The sequence below is a fragment of the Apolloniradiicaulis salifontis genome, assembly GCF_053756655.1.
Genome location: NZ_CM132387.1, coordinates 2,791,054 through 2,817,715, shown reverse-complemented (window position 1 = coordinate 2,817,715; position 26,662 = coordinate 2,791,054). Strand labels below are relative to the sequence as shown.

Annotated in this window: 26 protein-coding genes; 9 read left to right on the top strand and 17 right to left on the bottom strand. The window is 65.8% G+C overall.

The window, feature by feature from the left end:
- Window positions 1-119: 119 nt before the first annotated feature.
- Window positions 120-653, top strand: coding sequence for an alkylhydroperoxidase, AhpD family (ahpD, locus tag ACWCOP_RS13405; protein WP_478248792.1), 534 nt, complete (start codon window positions 120-122; stop codon window positions 651-653).
- 105 nt (window positions 654-758) lie between these two features.
- Here the strand turns inward: ahpD and ACWCOP_RS13400 are convergent, their stop codons facing one another.
- Window positions 759-2,033: an MFS transporter gene (locus ACWCOP_RS13400; RefSeq protein ID WP_478248791.1), complete on the bottom strand. Its 1,275-nt coding sequence runs from the start codon at window positions 2,031-2,033 to the stop codon at window positions 759-761.
- A 227-nt stretch (window positions 2,034-2,260) separates the two neighbouring features.
- On the opposite strand from ACWCOP_RS13400, the gene ACWCOP_RS13395 reads away from it, so the two are divergent.
- The 5 genes from ACWCOP_RS13395 to ACWCOP_RS13375 all read left to right on the top strand — a co-directional run bounded on the left by ACWCOP_RS13395 (window position 2,261) and on the right by ACWCOP_RS13375 (window position 5,855).
- Entirely contained in the window at window positions 2,261-2,563 is a 303-nt protein-coding gene (locus tag ACWCOP_RS13395; protein ID WP_478248790.1) for a hypothetical protein, read from the top strand.
- A 61-nt stretch (window positions 2,564-2,624) separates the two neighbouring features.
- Entirely contained in the window at window positions 2,625-3,950 is a 1,326-nt protein-coding gene (locus ACWCOP_RS13390; RefSeq protein WP_478248789.1) for a dicarboxylate/amino acid:cation symporter, read from the top strand.
- 356 nt (window positions 3,951-4,306) lie between these two features.
- Window positions 4,307-4,624: a hypothetical protein gene (locus ACWCOP_RS13385; protein ID WP_478248788.1), complete on the top strand. Its 318-nt coding sequence runs from the start codon at window positions 4,307-4,309 to the stop codon at window positions 4,622-4,624.
- 139 nt (window positions 4,625-4,763) lie between these two features.
- Entirely contained in the window at window positions 4,764-5,648 is an 885-nt protein-coding gene (locus tag ACWCOP_RS13380; protein WP_478248787.1) for an HNH endonuclease, read from the top strand.
- Window positions 5,649-5,651: 3 nt separating this feature from the next.
- Window positions 5,652-5,855, top strand: coding sequence for a hypothetical protein (locus tag ACWCOP_RS13375; protein ID WP_478248786.1), 204 nt, complete (start codon window positions 5,652-5,654; stop codon window positions 5,853-5,855).
- Here ACWCOP_RS13375 and lepA read toward each other — a convergent pair.
- Together lepA and ACWCOP_RS13365 are read right to left on the bottom strand one after the other, a co-directional pair.
- Window positions 5,852-7,660 (bottom strand): translation elongation factor 4, encoded by a 1,809-nt coding sequence (lepA, locus tag ACWCOP_RS13370; RefSeq protein ID WP_478248785.1) that lies wholly within the window; start codon window positions 7,658-7,660, stop codon window positions 5,852-5,854. The two genes, ACWCOP_RS13375 and lepA, sit on opposite strands and share 4 nt — an antisense overlap.
- Before the next feature lie 74 nt (window positions 7,661-7,734).
- Complete coding sequence (locus ACWCOP_RS13365) at window positions 7,735-9,600, bottom strand: monovalent cation:proton antiporter-2 (CPA2) family protein (protein ID WP_478248784.1); 1,866 nt, start codon at window positions 9,598-9,600, stop codon at window positions 7,735-7,737.
- Window positions 9,601-9,855: 255 nt separating this feature from the next.
- Between ACWCOP_RS13365 and ACWCOP_RS13360 the strand changes: the two genes are divergently transcribed.
- The 3 genes from ACWCOP_RS13360 (at window position 9,856) to ACWCOP_RS13350 (ending at window position 12,419) form a co-directional block, all read left to right on the top strand.
- Window positions 9,856-10,302 carry a BLUF domain-containing protein gene (locus ACWCOP_RS13360; RefSeq protein WP_478248783.1) on the top strand — a complete coding sequence of 149 codons (447 nt, stop codon included), beginning with the start codon at window positions 9,856-9,858 and terminating at the stop codon, window positions 10,300-10,302.
- A 96-nt stretch (window positions 10,303-10,398) separates the two neighbouring features.
- On the top strand, window positions 10,399-10,998 hold the full coding sequence (locus ACWCOP_RS13355) for a DUF1134 domain-containing protein (RefSeq protein ID WP_478248782.1): 600 nt from the start codon (window positions 10,399-10,401) through the stop codon (window positions 10,996-10,998).
- 89 nt (window positions 10,999-11,087) lie between these two features.
- Window positions 11,088-12,419, top strand: a complete 1,332-nt coding sequence (locus ACWCOP_RS13350) for a hypothetical protein (protein ID WP_478248781.1) — start codon at window positions 11,088-11,090, stop codon at window positions 12,417-12,419.
- Between the two features lie 107 nt (window positions 12,420-12,526).
- On the opposite strand, the gene ACWCOP_RS13345 is transcribed toward ACWCOP_RS13350, so the two are convergent.
- The 14 genes from ACWCOP_RS13345 to ACWCOP_RS13280 all read right to left on the bottom strand — a co-directional run bounded on the left by ACWCOP_RS13345 (window position 12,527) and on the right by ACWCOP_RS13280 (window position 26,625).
- A complete protein-coding gene (locus ACWCOP_RS13345; protein WP_478248780.1) occupies window positions 12,527-12,778 on the bottom strand; it encodes a KGG domain-containing protein in 252 nt (83 codons plus the stop codon).
- Window positions 12,779-12,877: 99 nt separating this feature from the next.
- Entirely contained in the window at window positions 12,878-13,471 is a 594-nt protein-coding gene (locus tag ACWCOP_RS13340) for a nucleotidyltransferase family protein (protein ID WP_478248779.1), read from the bottom strand.
- 51 nt (window positions 13,472-13,522) lie between these two features.
- Window positions 13,523-15,913 carry a phenylalanine--tRNA ligase subunit beta gene (gene pheT / locus ACWCOP_RS13335; RefSeq protein ID WP_478248778.1) on the bottom strand — a complete coding sequence of 797 codons (2,391 nt, stop codon included), beginning with the start codon at window positions 15,911-15,913 and terminating at the stop codon, window positions 13,523-13,525.
- Between the two features lie 94 nt (window positions 15,914-16,007).
- A complete protein-coding gene (gene pheS / locus ACWCOP_RS13330; RefSeq protein WP_478248777.1) occupies window positions 16,008-17,090 on the bottom strand; it encodes a phenylalanine--tRNA ligase subunit alpha in 1,083 nt (360 codons plus the stop codon).
- A gap of 180 nt (window positions 17,091-17,270) precedes the next feature.
- Window positions 17,271-17,630 carry a 50S ribosomal protein L20 gene (gene rplT, locus ACWCOP_RS13325; protein ID WP_478248776.1) on the bottom strand — a complete coding sequence of 120 codons (360 nt, stop codon included), beginning with the start codon at window positions 17,628-17,630 and terminating at the stop codon, window positions 17,271-17,273.
- Between the two features lie 34 nt (window positions 17,631-17,664).
- A complete protein-coding gene (gene rpmI / locus ACWCOP_RS13320) occupies window positions 17,665-17,868 on the bottom strand; it encodes a 50S ribosomal protein L35 (RefSeq protein WP_478248775.1) in 204 nt (67 codons plus the stop codon).
- Window positions 17,869-18,026: 158 nt separating this feature from the next.
- A complete protein-coding gene (locus tag ACWCOP_RS13315) occupies window positions 18,027-19,751 on the bottom strand; it encodes a hypothetical protein (RefSeq protein WP_478248774.1) in 1,725 nt (574 codons plus the stop codon).
- 150 nt (window positions 19,752-19,901) lie between these two features.
- Window positions 19,902-21,311: a hypothetical protein gene (locus tag ACWCOP_RS13310; protein WP_478248773.1), complete on the bottom strand. Its 1,410-nt coding sequence runs from the start codon at window positions 21,309-21,311 to the stop codon at window positions 19,902-19,904.
- Window positions 21,312-21,400: 89 nt separating this feature from the next.
- A complete protein-coding gene (locus tag ACWCOP_RS13305; RefSeq protein ID WP_478248772.1) occupies window positions 21,401-21,865 on the bottom strand; it encodes a peptidase S1 in 465 nt (154 codons plus the stop codon).
- A 316-nt stretch (window positions 21,866-22,181) separates the two neighbouring features.
- Complete coding sequence (locus ACWCOP_RS13300) at window positions 22,182-23,273, bottom strand: hypothetical protein (RefSeq protein WP_478248771.1); 1,092 nt, start codon at window positions 23,271-23,273, stop codon at window positions 22,182-22,184.
- Window positions 23,270-23,614: a hypothetical protein gene (locus ACWCOP_RS13295; protein WP_478248770.1), complete on the bottom strand. Its 345-nt coding sequence runs from the start codon at window positions 23,612-23,614 to the stop codon at window positions 23,270-23,272. Before ACWCOP_RS13295 ends, ACWCOP_RS13300 begins: the two co-directional genes overlap by 4 nt.
- Before the next feature lie 182 nt (window positions 23,615-23,796).
- On the bottom strand, window positions 23,797-24,336 hold the full coding sequence (gene infC, locus ACWCOP_RS13290) for a translation initiation factor IF-3 (RefSeq protein ID WP_478250693.1): 540 nt from the start codon (window positions 24,334-24,336) through the stop codon (window positions 23,797-23,799).
- Between the two features lie 179 nt (window positions 24,337-24,515).
- On the bottom strand, window positions 24,516-25,502 hold the full coding sequence (locus ACWCOP_RS13285; RefSeq protein ID WP_478248769.1) for a glycosyltransferase family 9 protein: 987 nt from the start codon (window positions 25,500-25,502) through the stop codon (window positions 24,516-24,518).
- Window positions 25,503-25,506: 4 nt separating this feature from the next.
- Window positions 25,507-26,625 (bottom strand): glycosyltransferase family 4 protein, encoded by a 1,119-nt coding sequence (locus ACWCOP_RS13280; protein WP_478248768.1) that lies wholly within the window; start codon window positions 26,623-26,625, stop codon window positions 25,507-25,509.
- Between the last annotated feature and the right edge of the window lie 37 nt (window positions 26,626-26,662).

Below are 26,662 nucleotides of genomic sequence, written 5' to 3'. Positions count from 1 at the left end.
GGCGAGCGCTGGACCGGCCGTTCAGCCTCCCCCTCCGACCGCCGCCGTCTGTCCCAACTGTCCGGCGGCACGTGGATGGCTGGTCCAAACACTCTTCCGACATGCCAAGGAGACGTCTGATGAGCCTCGAAGCGCTGAAGAATCGCATTCCCGACCACGCCAAGGACATCAAGCTGAACCTGTCCTCGCTGGCGCGCGAAACCGTGCTGGACGACCAAAAAAAATACGGCTGCTTTCTGGCGTCGGCCTATGCGATCGGCGATCGCGAAGTGCTCGCCGACCTGATGGCCGAGGTCGAGGACAAATTGTCCGCCGAAGCGATCGCCGGCGCCAAGGCGGCCGCCTCGATCATGGGCATGAACAATGTGTACTACCGCTTCGTGCACCTGGCCAAAGCCAGCGATTACAAGACCCTTCCGGCCAAGCTGCGGATGAACATCATCGCCAATCCGGGCGTCGACAAGGTTGATTTCGAGCTCTGGTCGCTCGCCGTTTCCGCCATCAATGGCTGCGGCATGTGCATCGACGCCCACGAGGCCGAGCTGCGCAAGGGCGGGCTGTCCTCCGAGCAGGTCCAGGCCGCGGTGCGCATCGCTTCGGTGGTCAACGCCGCCGCCGCCATCGTGCGCGCGGAAACCGCCCTGAACGGCTGAATGTTTCCTGACTGAACCGACCTAAAGCCCCGCCGGCGCGTCCGGCGGGGTTTTTCTTTGCCTGATGAGAGGGAAAGCGGGGGGCCGGGCGAGCGGCCCCGCCGCTTACTCCTGCTCGTCGTCAGCGGCGTCCCAGACCTCGCCGAGATATTCGCCGGAACCCGCCACCGCGCCCACGGGACGATAGCCTTCCGTGCTTTGCGGCGCCGCGCGCTTTGGAATGCGATAGGCCGCATAGGCGGCCAGACAAGCTGCGATGGCGGCCAGGTAGAGGGCGAAGCCATCGGGTCCGATCCAGCCCATGAACGCCCCTGCCCCGATGGGCCCCAGCACCGCGCCGGCGCCGTAGACCATGACCAGCGTGCTGGCCGACGCCGTCATCTGCTCGGGCTTCAGCCAGTCATTGGTATGCGCCAGCGACAGCGGATAGATCGTTAGCGCGAGGCCGCCAGCCACAAACCCGGCGGTGAAAAGCGCCACGCCGCCGAGCGCTGCGGCCGGGACGAGGGCCAGGGCGGCGATGGCGGTGAGACCGGCGACCCCGGCGATGACCCGGCGCCGGTCCATGCGGTCAGACAGCTTGCCGACCGGCCACTGGAACGCCGCCCCGCCGACCATGATGGCGGCGACGAACACCGAGATCGCCGCGATATCAAGGCCGAGCCGGCGGGCATACACCGCGCTCATGCCCAGAATGATCCCGTTGGCGAGCCCTGCGCCGAAGCAGCCGGCCACGCCCAGCGGGGAAACTCCAAAGAGTTTTGTGAGGCTGAGCCGTTCCACATCGATGACCACGTGCGGCTGCGGCGCGGAGCTTAAGAGAATTGGGATCAGCGCTGCGGAGATGATGATGGAAGTGATCACATAGAGCGCCAGACCAGTGGTCGGCGCCGTGTTCATCAGGAGCTGCCCGCCGGCGAGGCCTGCATGCTGGACGATCATGTACACCGCCAAAAGCCCGCCGCGATAGTCATTGTCGCTCTGGCGGGCCAGCCAGCTTTCGGCCACCACGTAGAGCCCGGCGAAGCTGAAGCCGGTGATGAAGCGCATGAGCGCCCACAGACCCGGCTCGATCGCCAGGCCATGAATCAGGATGGCGATGGAGCCCGCCGAGGCGAGGGCGGCGAAGGTGCGGACATGACCGACGCGGGCGATGAGGCGTTCCGCCCCCAGCGAGCCGAGCATGAACCCGGCATAGAAGCACGTCATGACAAAGCCGGTCACGGCGCTGGAAAAGCCTGAATCCTCCGCCACCACGCCCAGAAGCGTGCCCTGCAGCCCATTGCCCGCCAGTAGAAGCGCAATGCCCAGAAGCAACGCCCACAGCTGAAGTGTCGCGCCGATAAGGCCGAGCCGGGGTCCCTCGCTGTCAGACGCCATGGCGGACCTTCCCTACATCTCGCCCGGGTCCGAGCGTCGATGCCGCGGGCGGGGGGTGTCAAACACTTTCAGGCCGCGCGCTGTAATCAGGACACGCGCTGTAACGGTGAAAAGCCCGCCGCAAGAGCGACCGCGGACACCACCGCTTCAGGCTAGTCATGGCGGGTCGTTCGGGCTGTTTCGCGGCTTGCTTTGACTTGTGCAAAAAATTCCGTATTCTGAGAAATATGAGCGATGCTTATCATAACTCTGAAGCGGATCGGCGCGATCAGGACGGCGGGCGGGCCAAGCGCGCTTGGCGCTGGTTCTCCGCGCGTACGATCCGTTCGGCGGAGCGGTATCGCGACATGGGCTGGGCCATGGTGGTCCGGCGAGCGGCCATGGCCGTGGCCCTGATCGCGATTTCGCGCATCGACCGCGGCTTCGCGCTGTCGCCCTGGCTTCTGATCGGGGGCGGGATATGGCTTCTGGTCCTGATGCGCATCATCGCGCTGAAGGCCTTTGACGCCGGCGCCGCGCCAAGGCGTTGATTTATACCCGGCGAGGCTTACGCTGCCGCTCCAAAGCGGGATAACGCCGGGGAGAGTTCAGATGAAATGGTGGTTCGGCGTCGCGCTGTGGCAGCGCGTGCTCGGGGCTCTGGTCCTGGGCGTGATCGTGGGGCTGGCGGCCTCGAACCTGTTCGGCATGGAGGCGGCCGCCGCCTGGCTCGAGACCTATTTCAAGCCGGTGGGCGATCTGTTCATCCGCCTGATCCGCATGCTCATCGTGCCGCTGATCCTGACCACGCTGGTGGCCGGAGTGGTGGCGCTGGGCGACCCGGCCAAGCTCGGCTCGATCGGGATCAAGACGATCCTTCTGTATTTCGCCACCACCTTCTTCGCCAACATTATCGGGATCATTTTCGGCCTGGTGTTCAAGCCCGGCGAGGGCGTCGATCTGGGTGGAGCAGACGCTGTTCCGGTGTCCACCGAAAGCGCCAGCCTTGTGGACCGCCTGCTCACCATCGTGCCGGAAAACCCCGTGGCGGCGCTGGCCGACGGCGACGTGCTGGCGGTGATCTTCTTCGCGGTTCTTCTGGGCGTCGGCATCCTTATGGCCGGCAAGGCGGGCAAGATGGTGGGCGATCTGTTCACCCAGGCCGCCGACGTGGTTCTGAAGATCACCCATATGGTGATGGAGGTGGCCCCCTTCGGCGTCTTCGCGCTGGTGAGCTTCACCATCGCCGAGCAGGGGCTGGAGGCGCTGCGCGCCATCGCGATCCTCATCGCCGCAGTCTATCTCGGGCTCTTCACCCATGCGGTGCTGGTCTATGGCGGCATCATCCGCTTTGTCCTGAACCTGCCGGTGCTCAATTTCGTGCGCGGCATGCTGGACGCCATCGCGGTGGCCTATTCCACCGCCAGCTCCAGCGCCACCCTGCCCGTGACCATCGCCAACGCCAGCGAGAATCTCGGCGTGAAGCGCTCCATCGCCGGCTCGGTCCTGCCGCTGGGCGCCACGATCAACATGGACGGCACGGCGCTCTATCTGGGCATTCTGGCGCTCTTCACCGCCCAGGCTTTCGGCTATGACCTCACCCTGGCCAATTACGTGCTCATCGCCTTCACCGCCGCCATCGCCTCCATCGGCGCGGCTGGCATTCCGTCTGCGGGCCTGTTCCTGCTGGCGATCGTGCTGCAGACTTTCGACGTGCCGCCAGAGCAGATCGCCATCGTGGTGGGCTTCATCCTGCCGGTGGACCGCATCATGGACATGGCCCGCACGGCGCTGAACGTCACCGGCGACGCCACCGTGGCCGTCACCGTGGCCAAGTGGGAAGGCGAGCTCGACGAAGACCTGTTCCGCCACCCCGCCGACACGCCCTACACGCCCAAGGCCCCGCCGCCGGAAATGGCCGACGCAGACCGGGATTAGCGTGGAGCGCGCGACGCGCCGACCCCTCTGCGGAACCGTCGCCGGTTCAGGCGCGCATGCGAGGTTCTTCGGGGTATTTGCTCAAACCTCCCCATCGTTCCATGCTGGAGGAAACCGCAAGGCGCTCAGGGCGTGTCAAGGACGGGCCTTCGGCCCGCCGCTCCGCGGCGACCGGGCTTTACCCCGGTCATCCTTGACACGCCCTGACGCTTGCGAAAATGGCCGGCATGGAACGATGGGGCGGCGGGGTCGGTCGCTCAAATTCTTCGGCGGACCGCGCGGAGACCGTCCATGGGCGCGCCGTGAACCGCTGGCCCCCACGCAGCGTATGAAAACACAAGCAACGGAGCCCCGCCATGACCCTCGTCCGCATCCTCTCCGCCCTCGGCGGCCTCGCCCTGCTCGCCCTCATCGTCTGGGCCATGGCCACCGCCGGTCAGTCCCTCACCGAAGCCATCGCCTGGCTCGTCAGCGAGCCCTGGGGCGTGGTGAGCCTGTTCGATCTCTATCTGGGCTTCTTCCTCATCGCCGTGCTGATCTGGATCCTGGAACCCAACAAAGCCATCGCCCTCGCATTCATCCTCCCCCTGCCGGTGCTGGGCAATGTCTGGGCGGCGGTGTGGGTGGCGTGGCGACTGGCGCAGGTTGTGCGGGGGCGGGTGAGCGCGGAATGAGACGCAAATATACTTGCAGATTCAAAATGTGATTTTGAATTTGCAGGGATGTTTGGCTAGCGCTTGCCTCACTATTGTCTGGACGCTCCGGCAATTTTTTGCCTGGATGCAGAATGATTTGGGGTTGGAATGGTAAACAGTGCCGAAGGTCGTCCTAACACAGCGCGCTGATAGCGGTTACGACGATGTGCCCGGCGAGCGGTATCACTTTCCGCGCCAGTACCTCCGCGCCGCAGAGGAAGCGTCCGGCGACGGCTGCCTCTTCTATGAGCCCCGGCGTAACAGCGGGCGTTTGGTGTACTGGGCGTCGGGACGGATCACTTCAGTTTATCCGGACCCAGCCAAGCCTGACCATTTTTTCGCGGATATTGCGGAGTTCCTTCCGTTTCCTGAGCCAGTCCATTTCGAAAGGGCTGACGGTGGCTACTGGGAGTCGAAGCTTGATCGCGGTGATGGTCAGCCAAGCCGCGGTGCGATGGGCTGGTCGATCCGCCGCATCCCAGAACATGAATTCGATCTGATCTTGAAAGCTGGCTATGCACCCGCTCTGGGTGTCGCAAACGATGTTCAAGCCGATCAATCAGCTTGGGGTGTTCAGGAAACCCAACTCGATTTCGAGCGCCCGGTATTTGAGCAAATTTCGCAACGGCCCTTTCGAGATCGCGTGTTCGCTACACAGGTTCGCAACGCTTATGATTCACGCTGCGCCGTAACAGGTCTGAAGATTATCAACGGTGGCGGCCGTGCTGAGATGGAAGCGGCTCATATTAAACCTGTCGCCGCGCTGGGACCGGACTCGGTTCGCAATGGCCTTGCGCTCTCCCGCACTGTCCACTGGATGTTCGATCGCGGCCTGCTGAGCATCGGCGACGATTTCAAGCTGTTGAAGGCGAAACCGCACCTACCCGACGGAACCGAACGCCTGTTTGATCCGAGCGGATATGTTCATGTGCCGGAAGCGACGCGCGACCAGCCTAGCCGTGCGTTTCTGCGATGGCATCGCGAAAACTGCTTTAAGGGGTAAGGCATGACTGATTTCAATGCATGGCGCACCGAAGCGGACGCGTTGCTCAAGCAATACTACGCACTCGACTTTAATGATGCAGGATTTGACGACGTCTACGTGCGTGATGCTTGGAAGAGCGGCGAAGCCCCGGATGAATTTATCGAGCGTGTCGCGTCAAAGTACGATCTCGATCCAGTCAGCGGCGGCTACTTCCTCACCCCCTAATCCTGATCCATCTTCAGCGCCGCGATGAACGCTTCCTGCGGGATTTCCACATTGCCGTACTGGCGCATCTTCTTCTTGCCCGCTTTTTGCTTGTCCAGGAGTTTGCGTTTGCGGGTCACGTCGCCGCCATAGCATTTGGCGGTGACGTCCTTGCGCATGGCGGCCAGGGTTTCGCGGGCGATGACGCGGCCGCCGATGGCGGCCTGGATCGGGATCTTGAACATGTGCCGGGGGATCAGCTCTTTGAGCCGTTCGCACATGCCGCGGCCGCGCATTTCGGCGCGGGTGCGGTGGACAATCATCGAGAGGGCGTCCACCGGCTCCTCGTTCACCAGCACGGTCATGCGCACCAGATCGCCTTCGCGGTACTCGATGAACTGGTAGTCGAAGCTGGCGTAGCCGCGGGTGACGCTTTTCAGCCGGTCATAGAAGTCGAACACCACCTCGTTGAGGGGCAGCTCATAGACCAGCATGGCCCGGGCGCCGGCATAGGTGAGCTCTTTCTGGATGCCCCGCCGGTCTTCGCACAGCTTCAGAACGCCGCCCAGATACTCGTCGGGCACCAGGATGGTCGCCTTGATCCAGGGCTCTGAAATGCTTTCAATCTTCACCGGGTCCGGCATGTCGGCGGGGTTGTGCAGATCCAGCGACGAGCCGTCGATGAGCTGCATGGTGTAGACCACGGACGGCGCGGTGGTGATCAGGTCCACATTGTATTCACGCTCAAGACGCTCGCGGATGACCTCCAGGTGAAGGAGCCCCAGAAAGCCGCAGCGGAAGCCGAACCCCAGCGCCGCGCTGGTCTCCATCTCGAAGCTGAAGGAGGCGTCGTTGAGCGCCAGGCGCTCCACCGCGTCGCGCAAATCCTCAAAGTCGGCCGCGTCCACCGGGAACAGGCCGCAGAACACCACCGGCACGGCCGGCTTGAAGCCCGGCAGCATGGTGGTGGTGGGGCGCTTCTCCTCGGTGATCGTGTCGCCGACGCGCGTATCGCGCACCTGCTTGATGGAGGCGTTGAGAAAGCCGATTTCGCCGGGACCCAGATCCGGGCGGTCGGTCTTTTGCGGCGTGAACACGCCGACGCCGTCCACGTTATAGTTGGCGTTCGTGCCCATCATGCGCACGCGCATGCCCTTTTTCAGGGTGCCCTCGATGACGCGCACCAGGCAGATCACGCCCAGATAGGTGTCGTACCAGCTGTCCACCAAGAGCGCTTTGAGCGGCGCCGCCGGATCGCCGGCGGCCGGCGGGGGCAGGCGCTTCACGATGGCCTCCAGCACGTCCTCGACGCCCAGGCCCGTCTTGGCGCTGATCAGAACCGCCTCGGAGGCGTCGATGCCGATCACATCCTCGATCTGCTGCTTGATCCGGTCGGGCTCTGCGGCGGGCAAGTCGATCTTGTTGAGCACCGGAACGATTTCCAGGTCCACATCGATGGCCGCATAGACGTTCGCCAGCGTCTGGGCCTCGACGCCCTGGGCCGCGTCCACCACCAGAAGCGCGCCTTCGCAGGCGTAGAGCGAACGGGAGACCTCATAGGCGAAGTCCACGTGGCCGGGCGTGTCGATGAGGTTCAGGACATAATCCAGCCCGTCCTTGGCCGTGTAGTTCAGGCGCACAGTCTGGGCCTTGATGGTGATCCCCCGCTCGCGCTCGAGCTCCATATTGTCGAGCACCTGCTCCTTCATCTCACGGTTGGTCAGCCCGCCGGTGACCTGGATCAGCCGGTCGGCGAGCGTGGATTTGCCGTGGTCGATATGGGCCACGATGGAGAAGTTTCGGATGCGGGAAGGATCAGTGCTCATGGAGGCGGAGTTAGCACTGCAGGCCCCGTGCGCCAAGCAGGATCGGCGGTTTGCGGGCGGCGCCCCGGCGCGGCTCAGGCGCCGCCCTTGCGGATCGTGTCCATTTCAGCGCGCAGCTCGTCCTCCCAGGGGCCCAGGATCTCCTTCACCCGCGCCACATAGGCCTCGTTTTCATGGGCGGGAACGCCGGTGGTGTAGACCTGCGCGGTGTGCAGCATGGCCCGCCGGTCGGTCCGGTCGAAGGCCTTTGCCATCTCAAGGGCGGTTTCGTGCTCGACCCCCAGCGCCTCGAAGGCGGCGCGCCCCATGCGGATCGAGCTGTCATAGACCTCACGGATGATGTCCCGGCAGCCGGCCTCGTACAGCTCGTAAACATGGTCGCGATCCACCGCCCGCGCCATGACGTGCAGGTGGGGGTAGGTCTTCACCGCATAGGCGGCCAGCTTGGTGATCTGCTCCTTGCCGTCGATGGCGATGATCAGAAGCTTCGCGCGCTCCACCCCGGCGGCGGTGAGCAGATCAGGGCGCGTGGCGTCGCCGAAATAGGCGTGCAGGCCGAAGCGGGCGAGAATGTCGATCTGGCGCGAGGAGTAGTCCACCACCGTGGTCTGATGGCCGGCGGCTTTCAGCATGCGGTTTATGATGCCGCCCATGCGCCCGTGCCCGGCGATGAGGATTTCGCCCGGCTCCTCGATCGTGTCCGCCTCGCGCCCCGCGCCGGAAAAGCGCGGCGCGATGAGCCGGTCGTGCAGAATGAATAGAAGCGGGGTCAGCATCATGGACATCGCCACGATCAGCGACAGCCGGTCGGCCAGAGCGTCGGGCATGACATTGCTGGCCACGGTGAAGGATAGCAGCACGAAACCGAACTCGCCCGCCTGCGCCAGACCCAGCGCCAGAAGCCAGCGATCAGACCCATTGACGCCGAACAAACGCCCCAGCCCTAGAAGGATCACCGCCTTGAGGGCGATCAGGCCGACCACGCCGCCGATCAGCACCATCGCCTCGTCGGCCAGCAGCATGAAGTCGATGCCCGCGCCCACCGTCATGAAGAACACGCCCAGCAAGAGCCCGCGGAAAGGCATGATGTCGGACTCAAGTTCGTGGCGGTATTCGCTGTTGGCCAGCACCACGCCGGCCACGAAGGCGCCCAGCGCCGGCGACAGGCCCACCAGCGCCATCAAAAGCGCGATCCCCACTACGATCATCAGCGCCGCGGCGGTGAACAATTCGCGCAGCTGGGCGCGGGCGATGAAGCGAAACAGCGGCCGGGTCAGCCAGCGCCCGCTCAGAACGACCGCAGCCACGGCGGCGATGGTGACAAGGGCGGCCTGCCAGCCATTGAGATGGGCGACGAGGCTGAGCCCCGCGCCGTGATCGCCCACTCCTGCGTGGGAGGCCGCGTCGGCGCCGATCCCGGTCAGTTCAGGGATCGCCAGCAGGGGGATGAAGGCGAGCATGGGGATGACGGCGATGTCCTGAAACAAGAGCACCGAAAAGCTCGACTGGCCGCCATCGCTGCGCATCAGCCCGCGCTCGTTCAGCGTCTGCAGGACGATCGCGGTGGAGGACAGAGACAGGATGAACCCGCTCGCCAGGGCCAGAGGCCAGCTTAAGCCGAACCCCATGAGGATGCCGGTCACGGCCAGAATCGTCAGACTGACCTGCAGCCCGCCAAGGCCCAGAAGCCGGGTGCGCAGCGCCCACAGGCGTTCGGGCTCCAGCTCCAGGCCCACAAGGAACAGCATCATCACCACGCCGAACTCGGCGAAGTGCTGGATGGAGACGATGTCCACCCCAAGCTGGCCCAGAACCGGGGCGATGGCGACGCCGGCGATGAGATAGCCGAGCACCGATCCCAGCCCGAATCTGGTGGCGATGGGTACGGCGATCACGCCCGCGATCAGGAAGATGAACGCCAGCATCAGAAAATCGGTCATGCCCAGCCCCGGTGCGCCATGTTTGAGATTAAACCCAGCCTAGCCGAGCCGCCGGGCTTCGTCGCGTCGCAATTGTGGCGAACGGATCTGCGTATTCGCGCCTGAAGATAGCCTCGACCCATCCCGAGGTGAGCATGCGTTCACTTAACACATACAAAAATCCAACCGCAGCGAAGGGTCTTTACGCGCGCCCCTGAATACGCTCAATTCAAGGCGCGGGCGAGGGTCGATTTATGAGAATCGGGACGACGATTAATGATGACCTTAAGTCGACTGGTGTATGTGAGCACCGCCAGTCCCGCCCTCGACCTGACGGCGATCGAGAGCATTTGCGCCATCGCGAACACGCGCAATTCAGCCAGCGGCGTCACCGGGCTGCTGGTCTATAACGGCGCCAACTTCATGCAGCTGCTTGAAGGTCCGCAAGACAATGTGGACGCCGTGTTCGAGTCCATCCGCCGCGATCCGCGTCACCATGGCGTGGTGCGGCTACTGGCCGAGCCCGCCGAGGGGCGTGTCTGCAGCCGCTGGGCCATGGCGGCCCAGGCGATTTCGCTGCCGGGCCGGCGCAGCGAGGGCATGTCGGCGTTTGCAATCGACACCCCGGCGCTGGATGAGCGCTATCTCTGCGACATGCCGCAGACGCTGCGCGGATTATTCCAGAGCTTCAATACGATGAGTGTCGGGCGCGTCGCCTCCTGATCGCGCCGGTAATCTCTGCTTAACCCTTCCGCCCAAACCCTGCCGCAAAGCGCGCGCAGGGTCTGGCCGTCTTTCAGATTCCCCGGAGATATTCCCATGCGTTTCGCGCCCGTTTTCGCCGGCCTCGCCGCGCTTGGTCTGACCGCCTGCGCCTCCAGCAGCGCGCCTGCGCCCGAGTACGGCCAGCCCAGCGCCTATCAGGAGCCCATCGACACCTATTCGCGTGACGAGATGGTGGAGGCGACCGCCGACTTCTTCGGCGTCACCGCCGAAGCCGCCGCGAGCGCACTGGAGCGAGTCTTCGCCGATCTGGGCCGTCCGGTGGGCTATATCGCCGGTGAAGAGCTGTCGGCCGCCGCCGGGGTCGGGCTGCGCTATGGCGAGGGCTATCTGACGATGAAGGGCTCAAGCGAGCAGCAGAAAGTCTATTGGCAGGGCCCGTCGGTGGGCTTTGACGCTGGCGGCAACGCCAGCCGGGTGTTCACCCTGGTCTACCGGCTGAACGATGTGGACCGCTTGTATCAGCGCTTTCCCGGCGTTGAAGGCACGGCCTATCTGGTGGCGGGAATGGGCGTGAACTATCAGCGCGCCGACGATATCACCCTGGCGCCGATCCGCTCCGGCGTCGGCCTGCGGGCGGGCGCGAACATGGGCTATCTGGCCTATTCACGCCAACGTAACTGGGTACCCTTCTAGGCGCGCAAGCCCCGCTTTTCCTCGCCATCCAAGCATCCGCCCGTTAAGCTGGCGGCACGCGGCGGGGGGCGCGAAGGAGGCGAGCTGACATGACGAGTGCGACCCAGATCGAGCTGTTCGCCGCCGGGCTCGTATTCGGGCTGGCGGCGGCGCTGCTGGCTTATATTCTGCGCCGCTGGATCTGGCAGCTCGTCGCCGGGGCGTTGCGCGCATTCGCCTTGCCCTTCCGCCCGGTCCTGCGTGTGTTCGGCCGCAGCAAGCGCGCCGCGCCCGTCGCCACGCCGGCCACCGGCGCGGCCGCCGCGGCGGTGTCGGGCCACACGACCCTGACAGAAGCTGCGCTGGGCGATGATTTCGACCACGAAGAAAGCTTCATCCAGCGCCAGGGCGTTTTCTTCAAATGGCTGATGGTGCGCGTGGGCTTCATGCGCATGCCCGAGGAGCTGACTCGTGAAACCGCGCAGGAGTACAGACGGCTCGCCAGCGGGTTTCTGGGCGGGCGCGTGCCCATCGACGCCGATCCGCGTGCGCTCTTCGAGGACATCGAGGGCGCGGTGATCGCCCGCCAGTTCCAGGAGAGCGATTCCGGCGTGCTTTACCTGCTCGATCAGAGCCGCAAGCTGATGAACGCCAATGTGCGCAAGCTCGCGGTCTGGTTCTCCTGCATTCTCGGCGCGGTGCTGCTGGTCAATATTCTCGCCAATGACGCGGGGCTCGTGCAGCGCCTGGGCCTCTTCGCCGGCGTCAGCGACGATGCGCTGGTGAGCTCGGCCCAGCTCACCTCGCTGGTGGTGGGCGCGGGCAGCTGTCTTCTGGCGGCCATGGTGATGTGGGCGCTCTACTACGCCGAATATTCGCCCTATCAGCGCAACACCGCCCGCGAGATGGCCAATTTCCTGACCCGCTATCTGGCGCGGGTGAATGATCACTACCGCACCGCCGTGGGCAAGGCGAAATCGCTGACCGTGGGTCAGGAGCGCGATTCCAAACAGCTCGCCGAGGAGGCGCAGCTCTGGATGCTCAATATCAGCTGGATCGCGTTTCGGGTCTTCTTCGTGGAGACCTATGTGCGCAACGTGGTGTTCCAGATCCGGCGTAATTCGCACTATTATCTGGTCTTCGTGCCCACCGGGTTCCTGGTGGCGCTGGCGGTCGTTCTGTCGGGGCTGGCCGTTTTCACCGACCGCGCGCCCTTTGACACCATTCTGGCGCTGGGCTGGGTGTTTGCGGTGTTGTTCGTGCTGGTGGTGGCGCTCTACGCCTTCTTCCTCATCAACGCGATGAAGGCGCTTCAGGAAATAGATCAGGGTGAGTGGATCAGCTTCCACACGCTGCGCCTGGACGCGGTGATGGCCGAGATCGTCGGCAAATACGCCGAGGATGTCGGCTACTGGAAGAATCGCGTCGGGGGCGGGCTCTAAAGCGCAATCTGAAAAGTGGGAACCGGTTTTCAGACAGATTGCGCGTTGGAAAATCGGGCGCGCAATCTGAAAAGTGGGAACCGGTTTTCAGACAGATTGCGCGTTGGCTAGTTTTCCTCGGCGCTCCGCTTGCGCCGCGCCTGACCGCCCTTGCGGCCGGCTTCGCGGGCGCGGTCTGATCCGGCGGTGAATTTGCCCGGCGATTTCAGGCCGCCCTTGCGTCCGGCGGCGCTGGCGGCGTCGCCGCCCGGCTTGAAGCGTCCCGACGATTTCAGCCCGCCCTTGCGTCCCGCCTCCCTGGCGCGGCTCGCACCGGCGGTGAACCGGCCGGAATTCTGGGTTTCTGTGGACTTTTCCATGGGGATCGCCTCACTGCTTGACGCAATAACCCCCAAAGGCCCGCCTCGGTTCGATCGATCCGGGCGCCTGATTGCAGCAGGCGCGGCGCGGGCGGGCCCTCAGGACCGCCGGCCGACCACCCTCAGCTCCGGCCACACCGCCCGCATGCGCTGACTTTTCTTTGCAAAATCAGCCGTGTCGGCCTGCGCGCTCGCCGGTGCGATCTCCATGGCGAACACGGCGTCGAGCCCGCGCGGCGCCAGCAGTGTGTGCGCTCCGTCCGCCCCACGGCGCAAGCCCACCATATGGGCGGCCGCGGCGTAATTGGCGATTCCGTCTTTTGTGGATTGGTAGGGCGGCTTGGCGTAGCCGAACCGGCTCTCAAACCACAGATGCACGCGCGCCTGGTTACGCACCTCCACCGGCTTTGGAATATCGGCGAAGGCTGACGCGCAGCGCTGGATAACCGCGTCCTCGGCCTCAAAGGAGAGATCGGTGGCGTCGTGATAGGCCAGATCATAATCCTTCACGCCATGGCCGGGCGGACGGTCTGTGAGGGCGTTCCAGACATTCTGATAGACCGCCCCGGCCGCCAGAGCCCAGTCGGGCAGGTTCAAGCCGCCTGATCGCGCGAGGATCGCCTCGGCGATCGGATCGGCGCGCACGGCCTCAATGAGGAAATCGCGCTGGTCACAGGGAGCGATCTTGCGCATGGGCGTCACGCTCTCCGATACCGGTCCCGCTCAACGGAGCCGCGCCCCGCTCTAGCTTCTAAGGCTCGCCCCGACCTTCTCGCCCGCCTTGACGATCTTCGCGGCGACCGCCTCGATATCCTTGTCGGTGAGCGTCTTGTCGGCGGGCTGAAGGGTCACTTCCACCGCCAGCGATACCTGGCCCTCCGGCACGCCCTTGCCGGTATAGACGTCGAACAGCGCAGCGTCGGTGATCAGCGCCTTGTCGGCGCCCTTGATCGCTTTCAGCAAGTCCGCCGTCGGCATATCGGCGGGGGCGAGAAAGGCGAAGTCGCGGCGCACCGGGTTGAGCTCGGGGATCGTCACCGCCGGGCGGGCCTTCAGCGCCTTCTTCTTGGCCGACGGCACAGCCTCCAGGAACACTTCAAAGGCGAGAACCCGCCCGTCGATATCAAGGGCCTTGAGGACTTTGGGGTGAATCTCGCCGAACTCGGCCAGGACATTGGGGCCAAGGCGCAAAACGCCCGAGCGCCCCGGATGCCACCAGGCGCGGGCATCGGCGCTGATCTGCACAGTGTCGGCGGGGCCGCCCGCCGCGGCCAGCGCCGCCAGGGCGTCGGCCTTGGCGTCGAACACGTCCGGCGCGGCCGCCCCGCGCCAGTCGCGCCCGGCGACCACGCGGCGCACGCCGGCGATGACGGTCTTCTGACCCGTGGGGCTGTCATCAAGATAGATCGGGCCAGCCTCGAAATAGCGCGCGTCCTCGATGGCGCGGTCGGCGCTTTTCTGCAGCGCCTTGAGCAGATGGATCAGCGCGCTGGGGCGCATCACGTCCAGCTCTGAACTGATCGGGTTGGCGAGCGTCAGGCCCTTGCCCGCGCCGCCGAACAGATCGGCTTCGTCATGGCGGCAGAACGACCAGGTGATCGCCTCCTGATAGCCGCGCAGCGCCATGGCCCGGCGCGTGGCCCGCACCCGGTTCTGCAGCTCCGTGGCGGGCGCCTCGAAACGCTCGCCGTCCATGCGCTTGAAGCTCACCACCGGCAGGCTGTCATAGCCTTCGATGCGGGCGATGTCCTCGATCAGGTCGGCGCTCTGCGAGCAATCGCGCCGCCAGCTGGGAACCGACACCGTCCAGGGCGATCCGCGCTCTACGCCGAATCCCAGCGAGGTGAGGATCGCCTCGATCCGGTCTTGGCTCAGCTGAAGCCCCAGAAGCTTGCCCACACGCGCCGGGTCCAGCGCGATGGGCGCCGGACGCGCCGGGGCCTCGCCCGCTACCGTCACCTCGCTGGCGGTTCCTCCGCCGTATTTCACGATCAGCGCGGTCGCAAGATGCAGGCCGTCCAGCACGCTTTCCGGGTCGACGCCGCGTTCAAAGCGATACTTCGCGTCGCTGTCGATCCCGGTCTCGCGGCCCGTGACGCGAGTGATCGCCGGATCAAACCAGGCGCTCTCGATGAAGACCTCGGTGGTCTCGCCCGTGCAGCCGGAATGCTCACCGCCCATGATTCCGCCCAGGCCAAGCGCGCGCGCATCGTCGGCGATGACGCAGTGGTGCGCGGCCGGAACGTAGTCCTTGCCGTCCAGAGCCTGGAAGCTGTCGGACTCGCCTTGGCCGTGGCGCGCTCGGATCACATCGCCAATCTTGGCGCGGTCATAGACGTGGAGCGGGCGGGCGCGATCAAAGGAGACGTAATTCGTTACGTCGGCCAGAAGGTTGATCGGCCGAAGGCCAATGGCGATCAGGCGCTGCTGCAGCCAGTCCGGCGAGGGTCCGTTCTTCACGCCGCGGATCACCCGGCCGGCGAAGATCGGGCAGGCCTCTGGCCAGTCGAGTTCTAGGCTCACCGGGCACGGACCTTCGCCCGCGATTGGCTCCACCGGGCCGGTCTTCAGCGTCCCCGCGCCGGCGGCGGCGAGGTCGCGCGCAATGCCATACACGCCGAGCCAGTCAGGACGGTTGGGGGTGACCTCAAAATCAATGACCGGGTCATCAAGGCCCAGCGCTTTCGCCGCCGGGGTGCCCACTGCCCAGTCGCCGTCAAGATCGGCGATTCCGTCATGGTCCTCGCCCGCCTCGATCTCCTTGGTGGAGCACAGCATGCCATGGGACTCGATCCCGCGAATCTTGCGGGGCTTTTTATCCAGCGCGAAGTCGAGGCCGGGGATGTATGTGCCCAGCGGCGCATAGATCGCCGTCATCCCCGCGCGCGCATTGGGCGCGCCGCACACGATCTGCTTCTCGCCGTCCACCGTGTCCACGGTGCAGATCCGCAGACGGTCGGCGTCCGGATGGGGCTGCGCGGCTTTCACATGGGCGACCGTGAAGGCGGAGAGCTTTTCGGCCGGATTGTCGATCTCCTCGATCTCCAGGCCCGCCATGGTCATGGCCTCGGCCAGATCATCGATGGCGAGATCGGTGTCGAGATGCTCGTGGAGCCAGGAGAGGGTGAATTTCATGACGGTTCGATCCGATGGACATTCAAAGAGTTAAAGACGGCTGGCGGGGTGGGCATCGCAGGACGAACCTTGAAGAGTTCGCGCGCGCTCACCGCTAGCTCAGCCCCGTCGCCAGATTGGCCTGCAGCAGCGGGCTGAAGCCATAGTGCGACAGCCAGCGCGGGTCGGGCTCGAAGAAGGGTCTGAGATCGCTCATGCCGTATTTCAGCATGGCGAGGCGATCCACGCCCATGCCGAAGGCGAAGCCCTGATATTCTTCCGGATCAAGCCCGCAGGCGCGAATCACATTGGGGTGCACCATGCCGCAGCCGAGGATCTCCATCCATTTATCGCCACTGCCCACCTTCACCGCTTCGCCGACGCGCTCATAGCGCACGTCCATTTCCGCGCTGGGCTCGGTGAAGGGGAAGTGGTGGGGGCGAAAGCGCGCCACCACCTCGTCGGTCTCGAAGAAGGCCGCCACGAAATCCATCAGGCAGCCTTTGAGGTGGCCCATATGGGTCCCCTTGTCGATCACCAGGCCTTCCACCTGATGGAACATGGGCGTGTGGGTCTGGTCCCAGTCGCAGCGATACACCCGGCCCGGCGCGATGATCCGGATCGGCGGCTTTTCGCTCATCATGGTGCGGATCTGCACCGGCGAGGTGTGGGTGCGCAGAACCTTCGGCGTCTCGCCTTCGGGCGCCGTCATGAAGAAGGTGTCATGGGTGTCGCGGGCCGGGTGGTCGGGCGGAAAATTCAGCGCCGTGAAGTTATGAAAGTCGTCTTCCACATCGGGACCCTCGGCGACCTTGAAGCCCATGTCGGCGAAGATCACGGCCAGCTCTTCCATCACCTGGTTCACCGGGTGAAGCGAACCGGCTGGCTCGCGGCGCACCGGCCGGGTGACGTCGACGGTTTCACTTTGCAGGGCTTCGTTCAGCGCGGCGTCTTCCAGCGCGGTCTTTTTGGCGTCTATGGTCTGGGCCAGCCGGTCCCTCAGACCGTTCAGCGCCGGGCCCATGATTTGGCGCTCCTCCGGGCTCATCTTGCCCAGCTCGCGCATTTTCAAGCTGACCTCGCCCTTCTTGCCCAGGGCCGCGACACGCACCGCATCCAGCGCGGCGAGGTCTCCAGCCGCCTCGATCGCGTGGGAGAGGCGGGCTTCGAGCTGATCAAGATCGGCGGTGGCGGTCATGGCGTGCATCCGTAACAGAATCGAGGCGTGGGGCGTGTCTTAGACGAGGGGGCGAGGGGAGGAAAGTGCGCGGCGCGCGGCCGCCGGGTGGCTGCGCCGGGGATTCAGGTCAAAACGAAAAACGCCCGCCCGGGAGTCCCAGGCGGGCGTTGTCGCAGAGCGTCTGCGCGAAGGTCGCGCTTAAGCTTCCAGTGCCGCTTTCGCCTGGCTGACCAGCGACGCGAACGCCTCCGGCTCGTGCGTGGCGATGTCGGACAGGACCTTGCGGTCCAGCTCGATGCCGGCCTTGTGCAGGCCGTTGATGAAGGTGGCGTAGGTCAGGCCGTTCAAGCGGGCGCCGGCGTTGATGCGCTGGATCCAGAGCGCACGGAAGGTGCGCTTTTTGACGCGGCGGTCGCGATAGGCGTACTGACCGGCCTTCTCAACCGCCTGGTTGGCGACGCGGAACGTATTCTTCCGGCGGCCATAATAACCTTTGGCCTGGTCGATGATCTTTTTCTTGCGGGCGTGACGGGCGGGACCTGAGGACACACGGGCCATGGGTCGCTCTCCTTATATCTTGAGAACCAACCGCTTAGCGGCTGTAGGGCAAATAGCTGCGCTTGACGATTTTCGCGTCCGGCGCGGCGAGCACGTCGGTGCCCCGCTTTTGGCGGATCTGCTTCGGCGTGCGCTTGATCATGCCGTGGCGCTTGCCGGCCTGGGCGGCCATGACCTTGCCCGTGCCCGTGACCTTGAAGCGCTTTTTGGCGCCCGACTTGGTCTTCAGTTTCGACATTTCGCTCTCCTTGTTCAGGCGGCCGGCGAACCGGTCGTCTTCAGCGTTCAGGGCCGCCCGGCATGTCGTGGGCCGGGTAGGCCGTCAAAAGTGGAGCGGGGGTTATACGCGGGTGCGCGCAAAACGCAAGCGCTCCCCCCCGCTGCAAGGCTCCGGCGCTACTGCGCCTCTTCGATGATCAGCACCGCGTCTTCGGAGACGCCGCTGGAGAAGGACCCGACCCAGATATCATAGACGCCCGAATCCCCGGAGAGATCGAGCCGCGACAGAAGGCCCTCGCCGCCGTCATCGTCGCAGATCCAGTCGCCGTTCGGCAGATTCACCGCTAGCGTTGTGTCGGCGTCGGCCTGCGTCGAGACGCTGAACGGACCGCCGGCCCAGCTCAGCTCCACGCTGGGCGCATTGGTGTAATTGCCCGCGCACCAGGCCTCGCCGGTGTTGACCGGCTCGGCCGGCCCGCCCGCTATGACGTCGATGCGGCCCATGTCCGGGGCGAAGCCCGGCTCCAGCGACAGGGTCGCGCCCAGAGCAGGCAGACTAAAGTCCATCATGCGCGTGCTCGGGTCGGCGCCGCCAGCGATTTCGGAGACATAAATCGTCGCCGGTGCGGTCTCACCGCCGGAGAACGTGCCCGCATAGATGTCGTAGATCCCGGCGCGGGGCGCGTCATAGCTCAGCGAGGGATTGAGATCGCCCAGCGAATCGTCGTCGCAGGTCCAGGCGCCGTCCGGGCCGTTCACCGCCAGCGTTGTGTCGGTGTTGCTTTCCATGGAGATGAAAAGCGGACCCTGGCCGTCATAGGTGATGCGCAAGGTGGGCGTGCGCGTGGCGTAGCCGGGGCACCAGCCGCCGCCCATGCCGCTCTCGCCGATGGCCATGGCGATGTCCATCGCGCCGCCGGCCTCCACCGCGTAGCTTGCGGGATCGGGCATGAAGCCGGCGGCCAGCTGATGGGCCCCGAACACCGGTTCGCCGGCCACGTCCAGGCGGCGATCCACGCCGCCAAAGCCGATTTCCGAGATCGAAAGGGTGGCCGGAACGCCGTCCGATTCCCGGTCGTCATAAAGACCGGCGAAAATCGTGTAGCGGCCCGCCTCGGGCGCTTCGATCATCACGCCCGCGTCGGCGCCCACCGCGTCGTCATCGCACAAAACCTCGCCGCCGGGCGTAATCACGCCGATAGTGGTGTCGGCGTCGCTGCTCAGGCCGATGAAGAGCGGCAGGGCGCCGCCGCGATAGTCCAGCGTCGCCGCCGGCGCTTCGCTTGTACGCCCGTAGCACGACAGGTCCAGGCCGGACATCCGGGCGGGGCCGCCCGCCGTGACGTCCAGGGTCTGTGGGTCATTGCGGAAGCCGCCGGCCAGGCGCACGGTGTGCGCGGCGGGCAGGCTCGGGTTGGCCGAGACGATATAGGGGTTTTCGGTGTTGAACGCGTCGGCGGATGCGTTCAGCCACACCGGGGGATAGCCCTCGCCGGCGCCGTACGTGCCGATCCAGACCTGGTAAAGGCCAGGCGTGGCGGCGTCGAAGACCACGCCGGGATTGAACTGCCCGGCGTCGTCGTCCGAACAGCTGATCTCGCCGTCAGGACCGCGCACCGCCAGGGTGAGGTCGATGTCCGACCCGGCGGCGATGTAAAGCGGTCCGGACCCGCTCACATCGATCGCAGCGCTGGGCTCGATTGTGGAATAGCCGAAGCAGCCAAGCCCCTCCAGGCTCAGCGCACCGCCGGCGCGCGCCGGCAGGCTCGCCGCCGCCCCGTCAAAGCCCAGAACGCCGAATCCCGGCTCTCCGCCATGGGTCTGGGCATGGGTCTGGGCCGAAGCGCCGGCCGATATGGCGATCGCCAACGCCGATGCGCCGGCCAGTTTGAGAAATGTCATGATCTATCCCCCTGTTAATAATGCGCGCCTTTGGCGACACCCTGGATGTAACAGGCCGGACCCTTGAGGCGAAATTGCGCCAAAGGCCCGGCCCGTTTCCGGCGATTGCAAGAAAAGCGGTCCGCGCAAGGCGAAACGCACTTTCGCGGCCTACCAGTCGACGCCGAGCTCGGAGATGTTCAGCGTCGTATTGGCCTGGCTCGAGCCGTAGGTGCCCACATAGATGTCGTAGGTTCCGCTGGCGCCGCCGCTGAACGACAGCGCAGCGTTCGCCCCGGACGCGCTGTCGTCATCGCAGATCCAGTCGCCGCGCGGCGTGTTGATCGCCAGCGTCGTGTCGCTGGAGCCGGTGGTGTAGATGTACAGGCTGCTCGACCCGTCATAGCGCAGCTCCAGCGTCGGCTCGCGGGTGATATAGCCGCGGCACGAGCTGTTGATCGCGCTGGAGGCCTGGATCGGCCCGCCCGCCAGAACAAAGCGGCTTTCGGGGTCCGGCAGGAAACCGCCGTTGAGCGAGACCGTCCCGGCGCGGGCGGGGGCGAAGATGTCGACGCTGGACCCGCCGGTGTAAGCGCCGCCGGAGCCGCCGAGATCCGGCTCGCCGAGTTCGGAGATATAGAGAGTCGCCGGAGCGGTGCTGTCGCCGAACGTGCCGACCCAGATGTCGTACTCGCCCGAGCGCGGCGCATCCCACCACACAAGCGGGTTAAAGGCGGCCTCTGCGCTGTCGTCATCGCAATACCAAAGGCCGTCCGGTGCGCGCACCACCAGGGTGGTGTCCGCCTGGGAGTCGGCCGTCAGGTAAAGGGGCAGGGACCCGGCCGAATAGCTAAGCGATACGTCGGGCGCACCGGCGATATTGCCGTAGCATGATCCGCCGGGATAGTCCGACGCGCTGTTTGCGCCGCCGGCTGTCAGGCTGACCGAGCGCGGATCATTGGCGAAGCCGGCGGTGAGCGAGAGTGTCCGATAAGTGGGAGGCAGGCGCCAATCCGGTCCCGAGCCCTGGCCCGCGCCCATGGATCCGGTATTGGCCTGGATCAGCCCGCCGGCATTGGTGTTTCGGGGCGGGGTGTAGGTGCTGCTGCGCGTGTATTCGTCCAGCTCTGAGATGAACAGCGTCGCGGGAACGCCGCTGCCGCGCGAATATGTGCCGACCCAGACATCATAACGGCCTGAAACCGGCTGGTCGAAGCGCAGCATCGGGTTGAGCGCGGTGCGGGCGCCGTCATCATCACACCACCAGCTACCATTTGGATCGTTGATGATCAGCGTGGTGTCGCGGTCGGAATCGACGCTGAAGATCAGCGGCAGCGAGCCGGCCTGGTAGCTCACCGAATAATCGGGCGCGTTCGCGATGAAGCCGTTGCAGTTGGAAAAGCGCGAAGACGCGGCGATGGAGCCGCCGGCGGTCAGATTGCGCTGATGCGGATCAGGCGAGAAGCCGGCGCGCAGCTCGGTGCCGCCGAAGGCGGCCGGGCGCGTCCAGTCCTGGGCCTGCGCGCCGCTCAACGCGGCGGCGGCGAGACCCGCGGCGAGAAGAAGGGTTTTGAAGCTCATATGATCCCCCAGTAATCAAAAATAGCCGCCGGAGCATCGGCGGCGATGGACGCGCGCGGCCCCGTGGGGCCGCGCGCACCCGGCCGGTGTTACTGGCTGGACAGCTCGGACACGTAGAGCGTGGCGTTCTGAAGGGTGGCGCTGGCGTAGGTGCCGACCCAGACGTCATACTGGCCAGACGACGGCGAGCCGAAGCGGATCGAAGGATTGACGCCGTTGCCGCTGTCGTCGTCGCAATACCAGCGGCCGTCCGGCGCGTTGATCACCAGCGTGGTGTCGACGCCCGAGGCCACCGAGAAGATCAGCGGGAGCGAACCGGAGGCATAGTTCACGCGCACGTCCGGCGCATCCGCGATATAGCCGCGGCAGGAGTTGGATACGTTGCTGGCGGGGATCGAGCCGCCCGACTGCAGGTTCACGGCGCGAGGATCATTGTTGAAGCCGGCGCTCAGATTGAGCGTGCCGTAAGCCGGGTTGAGGCTGAAATTCTGGGCCGAGGCGATCGAAGTCAGCCCGGCGGTGAGCGCAGCAGCGGTGATGATGGTACGAAGCATGGAAAATGTCCCCTAGTTTTGATGAATGCCCGGACGTAGAGCCGGCGTCTCACCATGGCCCAGGAAAATAAGGGCGGGAATGGGACAAACGCCTGTTTTGGGAATTTTTTTGGAGGTTATCACCTTCGACGCGCGCGGTTCTCGCGCCGAGGCGGTTTTCTGAACAGGACCTGAACGGAGTAGGTTGTAATTTCGCCTCGCGCCATCCCCGGTCACCCGGTCACCTGGTCACGTCATGCTGTCACGGCGGGCCGGCCCGGGTCTAGTACATCCCCGGGCGGGCGGGCCGCAGACGCGGCGATGCGCGCGCATGGCGCTAACACTCCGACGCAGCGGCGTAAGCGGCCTCGACCAGACGCCGCGCGGCTTCGCGCCGGTCTATCTCTCCAGCGTCGGCGAACCCGTCCGGCGCGGCCTGGAACGCCAGACGCAGCTGATCAAGCGCCGGGCGCGCCGCTCCGGTCTCCAGGAGATGCAGACCATACGCCGAGCGCGCCCGCGCCCCGGCGGTCCCGCCTTCGGCCGGCGACCCAGCATAGATCGCAACCGCCTGTGCGTGGGCGTCTCCGGCCCTTGCGGCCTGCCCGGCCTGGCTCCGCGATTCCGCCGCGTTCTCAAAGGCCAGGGCCGTAAGCGGATGATCCTCCCCCAGCGCCGCGATCGTGTTCTGAAGCAGGGCCTCCCGGCGTTCCAGGGCCTCGTCGAAGCGTGCGCCCTCGAACAGGGCGGACGCTGCGTTGAATGCGGCGAACAGCGTTGCGGGATGGCCGCCGCCCTGAAGCCCGGCGCGCGTGCGGGCGATGGCGTCGAAGACCTGCGCAGCCTCAAGCGGCCGTCCAAGGCGATCCAGCGCCACGGCGCGGACCTCGGCGGCGAACAGGCGCTGCAGGGGCTCGCCGTCAGGAGACCGCTCCAGCGCCGCCTCGCTCAGGCGCAGAGCCGTCTGCGGATCACCGCCAGCCAGCTGCGCCGAAGCCATGGACGCGAGAAGCCCCGGCGCCTCGCTGCGCCCCTCCGCCTCGGCCAGCTCATAGGCGTCCACGAAGCGCCGCGCCCCGCCCTCGATTTCGCCGGCGCGCAGCGACGCTTCACCCATAAGGGTGAGGACAGCGATCGGATCATGGCCCTGCGCGCGGGCGGCCGCCTGAAGCGCACCCGGAGCATCGCCCAGCCGCAGACGAGCCGTAGCCAGCAGGAACGCGGCCTCTGAACGCAGCGCGGCGTTTGGCGCGGCGGCTTCTGCGGCCTCGGCCTGGCGCGCCGCCTCGGCGAACGCGCCTGTGTCGATCAGCTCGTAAATTCCGGAAAGGCGGGCCTGCATCCGCACGACTTCAAACGGTGACGGCGCGCTCTGAACACCCTGGCCGCCAGACAGGGCCAGCGCCAACGCCAGACCGCAGGCGATCACCGGACCGGTTCGACGTCGCGTGCCGCGCTGGACATCGGACCCGATCCGCTCAGCTGGATTTCGAGCTTTGCGGTGCGGACTTCCGACGACTGCGAGGCTGCCCATACGACGCCGCCGCCACGGCCCAGCGCGGCTTCGATCTGCTCGCCGGCTCGTGTGCATCGCACGTCGCCGGCGCCGTCATCAATGACGAGCTGGACCTCAAACTCTACGCTCAGGGCGAGCTCTATCGCACGGACGCCGTCTCCGGAAATCCGGTAGCCGGCTTCAGGGCCGGGGATGAAGCCCGCGCAGCCTTGACCGGCTCCGTCGATCGGGACGCCGCCACCTGCGTAGATCATACGCTCCACCAGCGAGGCCGTGGCGATGACAGGCGCGGGTCCCGGCGGGGGAGGAGGCGGCGGAGGCGAGGGCGCCATGGGCGGAGGCGGTGGAGGCGGCTGCACGGTTTCACACGCCGAAAGCGTCACAGCCGCCGCGACCGTCCAGAGCGCCAGGGCGCGTAAGGTGAGCCGGCGCGCCATCAGCGCGGCGCCATCACCATGATCATCTGGCGGCCTTCGAGCTTGGGCTCGAGCTCCACCTTGGCGATGGTTCCAAAGTCATCCCTGACCCGGTTCATCACCACCATGCCGCGGTCCTGGTGGGCCATTTCGCGTCCGCGGAAGCGCAGCGTGACCTTGACCTTGTCGCCTTCCTCGAAGAACCGGGTCATCGCCTTGGTTTTGACCTGGTAATCGTGGATGTCGATGTTCGGACGCATCTTGATTTCTTTGACGTCCTGGGTCTTCTGCTTCTTCTTGGCCTCGGCCTTTTTCTTCTGCTCCTGATATTTCAGCTTGCCGTAATCGACGATCTTGCAGACCGGCGGATTGGCGTTGGGACTGACCTCCACAAGGTCCAGCCCCGCCTCCTGGGCGGCTTCGAGAGCGGCGTCCAGGGGCATTTCCCCCTGCTTTTCGCCATCTGCATCGATCAGAAGCACTTTGAGAGTGCGGATTTCGCGGTTGATGCGCGGGCCTTCCTTTTTCGGCGGCGGCGCGGCGTGCGGACGTCGGGCTATGCGTCTTCTCCTTCGGCGACTGACAGAAAATTTCGAACGCGCATCATAACTGAAATGTTGCGCGCGGCCTAGCAGATATCCTGATCAGGCCTAGCAAATCAAGGTGCTCAGGCGGCGGACTGCGCAGCCGGCCACAGAGGTGCTGAGGGCTGGCGATCAGGCAAACGCTGAAAGGGCCGTCATGCGGCGCGGGCGTCGCCGTCGAATCCGCCGGCGCAGCGCATGGCCTGTACGGCCTCCGGCGCGCTGATCTGGGCCAGTGTCGGGGCGTGCATCAGGATCGTCGGCAGGGGGCCGCGCGGCGCGGTTTCTATGGGCGGCGTGTCGCCGGGATGGAACAGCACCGCCGGAGAGCCGGCGGCCACCAGCAGGTGCAGCAGCGGCACGTCTTCACCAAAGGCGCACTGGGCCTGGCGGCCAAGCCCGGCCAGCTGCACCAGGTTCGCCCGGCCGGTGAGATCGCGCGCGCCCGGCGTGATGTGGGCGACATAGCGTCCAAGCTCGCGCGTGGACGGTCCGCCCACGATCACTGGCTCGACGCCCTTTTCGATGAGCTGGTGCGCCAGCGAGGCCCAGCGTTCCTTGGGCCAGCGTGTGGGCGGCGGGCTGTCGTCGCCGGCGGGCGCGAACAAGGCGTAGCGCCCCTGCAGCCCGAAATAGGCCGGGTCCAGCGTACGCGAGCGCTTGGCCACGAAATCGACCCAGTCCAGCTCCGGCGGCGGCGCCTCACCCAGGCGATAGACCGTGTTTGCATAAAGACCCGCCGCGGCCAGGCGCGTCGCCGCCAGGTCCAGCGGATGGCCGGCGGCCTTGGGGTCCGGCGCCAGATCAATCCATTTGGCCTTGGAGAACCGGGCGGCGCGCCGGATCTTCTTGCCCGCATCGCCTGATCCCAGATCATAGATCAGGTCAAAGTTCGAATTGCGGGCCGCTTTCATGCGCTCGAAAAAGCCCTGGCCCGCCGCCTGGTGCAGGGTGGGCTCCATGGCGTTAAAATACGGGCAGTGTTTGAGAAGGCTCTCGAAATCCTCGCCGGTGAGCAGGGTGATGCGCGCCTTGCGGTGATAGTCGCGAATTCGTTTGGCGGGCGCGAGCATGCGCACCATGGCGGCCAGGTCGCCGTCATGGATCACGAGGATTTGCTCTTTGCCGTCCTGACTGAACATGGCGCTACTCTAAAAGCTCCCGATAGACCCGCAAGGTGGACTCTTGCAGCTGCGCTGTCGAAAAGCGCGTGGTGATGCGTTCGCGCCCCGCCGACGCAAGTTTCGTGCGAGCCTCGCCGTCCAGCGACAGCGCCGCCAGCACGGCCTTGCGCCAGGCCTCTGTGTCGGCCGGCGCGGCGCGCCAGCCGGTTTCTCCGTCGGACACCGCCTCGCGCGCGCCGCCATGGTCGGCCGCGATCACCGGCGCGCCCATGGCCTGGGCTTCCGCCGCCGTGCGCCCGAAGGCTTCAGGCTCCATGGACGGACACACAACCAGGTCAGCGGCGAGGTAAACCGCCGGCATGTCCGTTTCATGGCCGGGCAGGACAAGGCTCACGCCGGCCTCATGCGCCGCGCGCTCCAGCCCGGCGCGGTAGTCGTCGCGCCCTTGCGCGTCGCCGGGGCAGACCAGGCGCACCGGGTGCAGCGTCTCAAGCCGGGTCAGCACGTCGATGAAAAACGCCTGGCCCTTCCACCGTGTGAGGCGGCCGGGAAGCACGATCAGCGCCTCGCCCGGCTGCACGCCCCAGCGCGTTCTGAGCGCTTCGGTGCGGGCCGGATCCACGGCGGCTGGATCAAAGCGGGAAAGATCGACACCGCGCGCGATCACCCGCAGCCGGTCCTCGCCCACGCCATGCTCTGTGCGCACATGGTCTGCGATGAAGATTGAGTTGGCGATCACCCGGTCGCCCGACGCCATCACGGCGTTATACCGGCGCTTCAGGGCGGAGCGGGCGTTATAGGCGCCGTGATAGGTGGTGACGAACGGCTTTCGGGTGCGCCGCGCCGCCCATCTGGCGCTCCAGGCCGGTGCGCGCGAGCGGGCGTGGACCAGATCAACGCCCTCAGCCCGGATAAGCGCCGCCAGACGCGCGGCGTTGCGCCAGAGGGCGAGCGGGTTTTTGGTCTTCATGTCCAGGCGCACAAGCTCGCCGCCGGCGGCGTGCAGCTCATCCTCCAGGCGCCCGCCGCAGCTGGCTACGATGCAGCGCCCGCCGGCGCGCGTTATCGCTTCGGCGACCTCGATCGTGGTGCGTTCGGCGCCGCCGGCGTCGAGCTCCGGGATGACCTGCAGTATGTTCACATCAGTCCTTCACGGCCCGCTTGCCTGAAGGGGCGGG

What these genes read in the sequence shown, in the direction of transcription:
- ACWCOP_RS13385 (WP_478248788.1), top strand. Translation starts at nt 4,307, where the DNA reads ATGACCCTCGTCCGCATCCTCTCCGCCCTCGGCGGCCTCGCCCTGCTC.
- ACWCOP_RS13295 (WP_478248770.1), bottom strand. Translation starts at nt 23,614, where the DNA reads ATGATCTACGCAGGTGGCGGCGTCCCGATCGACGGAGCCGGTCAAGGC.
- ACWCOP_RS13345 (WP_478248780.1), bottom strand. Translation starts at nt 12,778, where the DNA reads ATGGAAAAGTCCACAGAAACCCAGAATTCCGGCCGGTTCACCGCCGGT.
- pheS (WP_478248777.1), bottom strand. Translation starts at nt 17,090, where the DNA reads ATGACCGCCACCGCCGATCTTGATCAGCTCGAAGCCCGCCTCTCCCAC.
- ACWCOP_RS13305 (WP_478248772.1), bottom strand. Translation starts at nt 21,865, where the DNA reads ATGCTTCGTACCATCATCACCGCTGCTGCGCTCACCGCCGGGCTGACT.
- ahpD (WP_478248792.1), top strand. Translation starts at nt 120, where the DNA reads ATGAGCCTCGAAGCGCTGAAGAATCGCATTCCCGACCACGCCAAGGAC.
- ACWCOP_RS13375 (WP_478248786.1), top strand. Translation starts at nt 5,652, where the DNA reads ATGACTGATTTCAATGCATGGCGCACCGAAGCGGACGCGTTGCTCAAG.
- ACWCOP_RS13340 (WP_478248779.1), bottom strand. Translation starts at nt 13,471, where the DNA reads ATGCGCAAGATCGCTCCCTGTGACCAGCGCGATTTCCTCATTGAGGCC.
- ACWCOP_RS13365 (WP_478248784.1), bottom strand. Translation starts at nt 9,600, where the DNA reads ATGACCGATTTTCTGATGCTGGCGTTCATCTTCCTGATCGCGGGCGTG.
- ACWCOP_RS13350 (WP_478248781.1), top strand. Translation starts at nt 11,088, where the DNA reads ATGACGAGTGCGACCCAGATCGAGCTGTTCGCCGCCGGGCTCGTATTC.
- ACWCOP_RS13395 (WP_478248790.1), top strand. Translation starts at nt 2,261, where the DNA reads ATGAGCGATGCTTATCATAACTCTGAAGCGGATCGGCGCGATCAGGAC.
- ACWCOP_RS13390 (WP_478248789.1), top strand. Translation starts at nt 2,625, where the DNA reads ATGAAATGGTGGTTCGGCGTCGCGCTGTGGCAGCGCGTGCTCGGGGCT.
- ACWCOP_RS13400 (WP_478248791.1), bottom strand. Translation starts at nt 2,033, where the DNA reads ATGGCGTCTGACAGCGAGGGACCCCGGCTCGGCCTTATCGGCGCGACA.
- rpmI (WP_478248775.1), bottom strand. Translation starts at nt 17,868, where the DNA reads ATGTCGAAACTGAAGACCAAGTCGGGCGCCAAAAAGCGCTTCAAGGTC.
- ACWCOP_RS13360 (WP_478248783.1), top strand. Translation starts at nt 9,856, where the DNA reads ATGATGACCTTAAGTCGACTGGTGTATGTGAGCACCGCCAGTCCCGCC.
- ACWCOP_RS13285 (WP_478248769.1), bottom strand. Translation starts at nt 25,502, where the DNA reads ATGTTCAGTCAGGACGGCAAAGAGCAAATCCTCGTGATCCATGACGGC.
- rplT (WP_478248776.1), bottom strand. Translation starts at nt 17,630, where the DNA reads ATGGCCCGTGTGTCCTCAGGTCCCGCCCGTCACGCCCGCAAGAAAAAG.
- pheT (WP_478248778.1), bottom strand. Translation starts at nt 15,913, where the DNA reads ATGAAATTCACCCTCTCCTGGCTCCACGAGCATCTCGACACCGATCTC.
- ACWCOP_RS13315 (WP_478248774.1), bottom strand. Translation starts at nt 19,751, where the DNA reads ATGACATTTCTCAAACTGGCCGGCGCATCGGCGTTGGCGATCGCCATA.
- ACWCOP_RS13310 (WP_478248773.1), bottom strand. Translation starts at nt 21,311, where the DNA reads ATGAGCTTCAAAACCCTTCTTCTCGCCGCGGGTCTCGCCGCCGCCGCG.
- ACWCOP_RS13355 (WP_478248782.1), top strand. Translation starts at nt 10,399, where the DNA reads ATGCGTTTCGCGCCCGTTTTCGCCGGCCTCGCCGCGCTTGGTCTGACC.
- lepA (WP_478248785.1), bottom strand. Translation starts at nt 7,660, where the DNA reads ATGAGCACTGATCCTTCCCGCATCCGAAACTTCTCCATCGTGGCCCAT.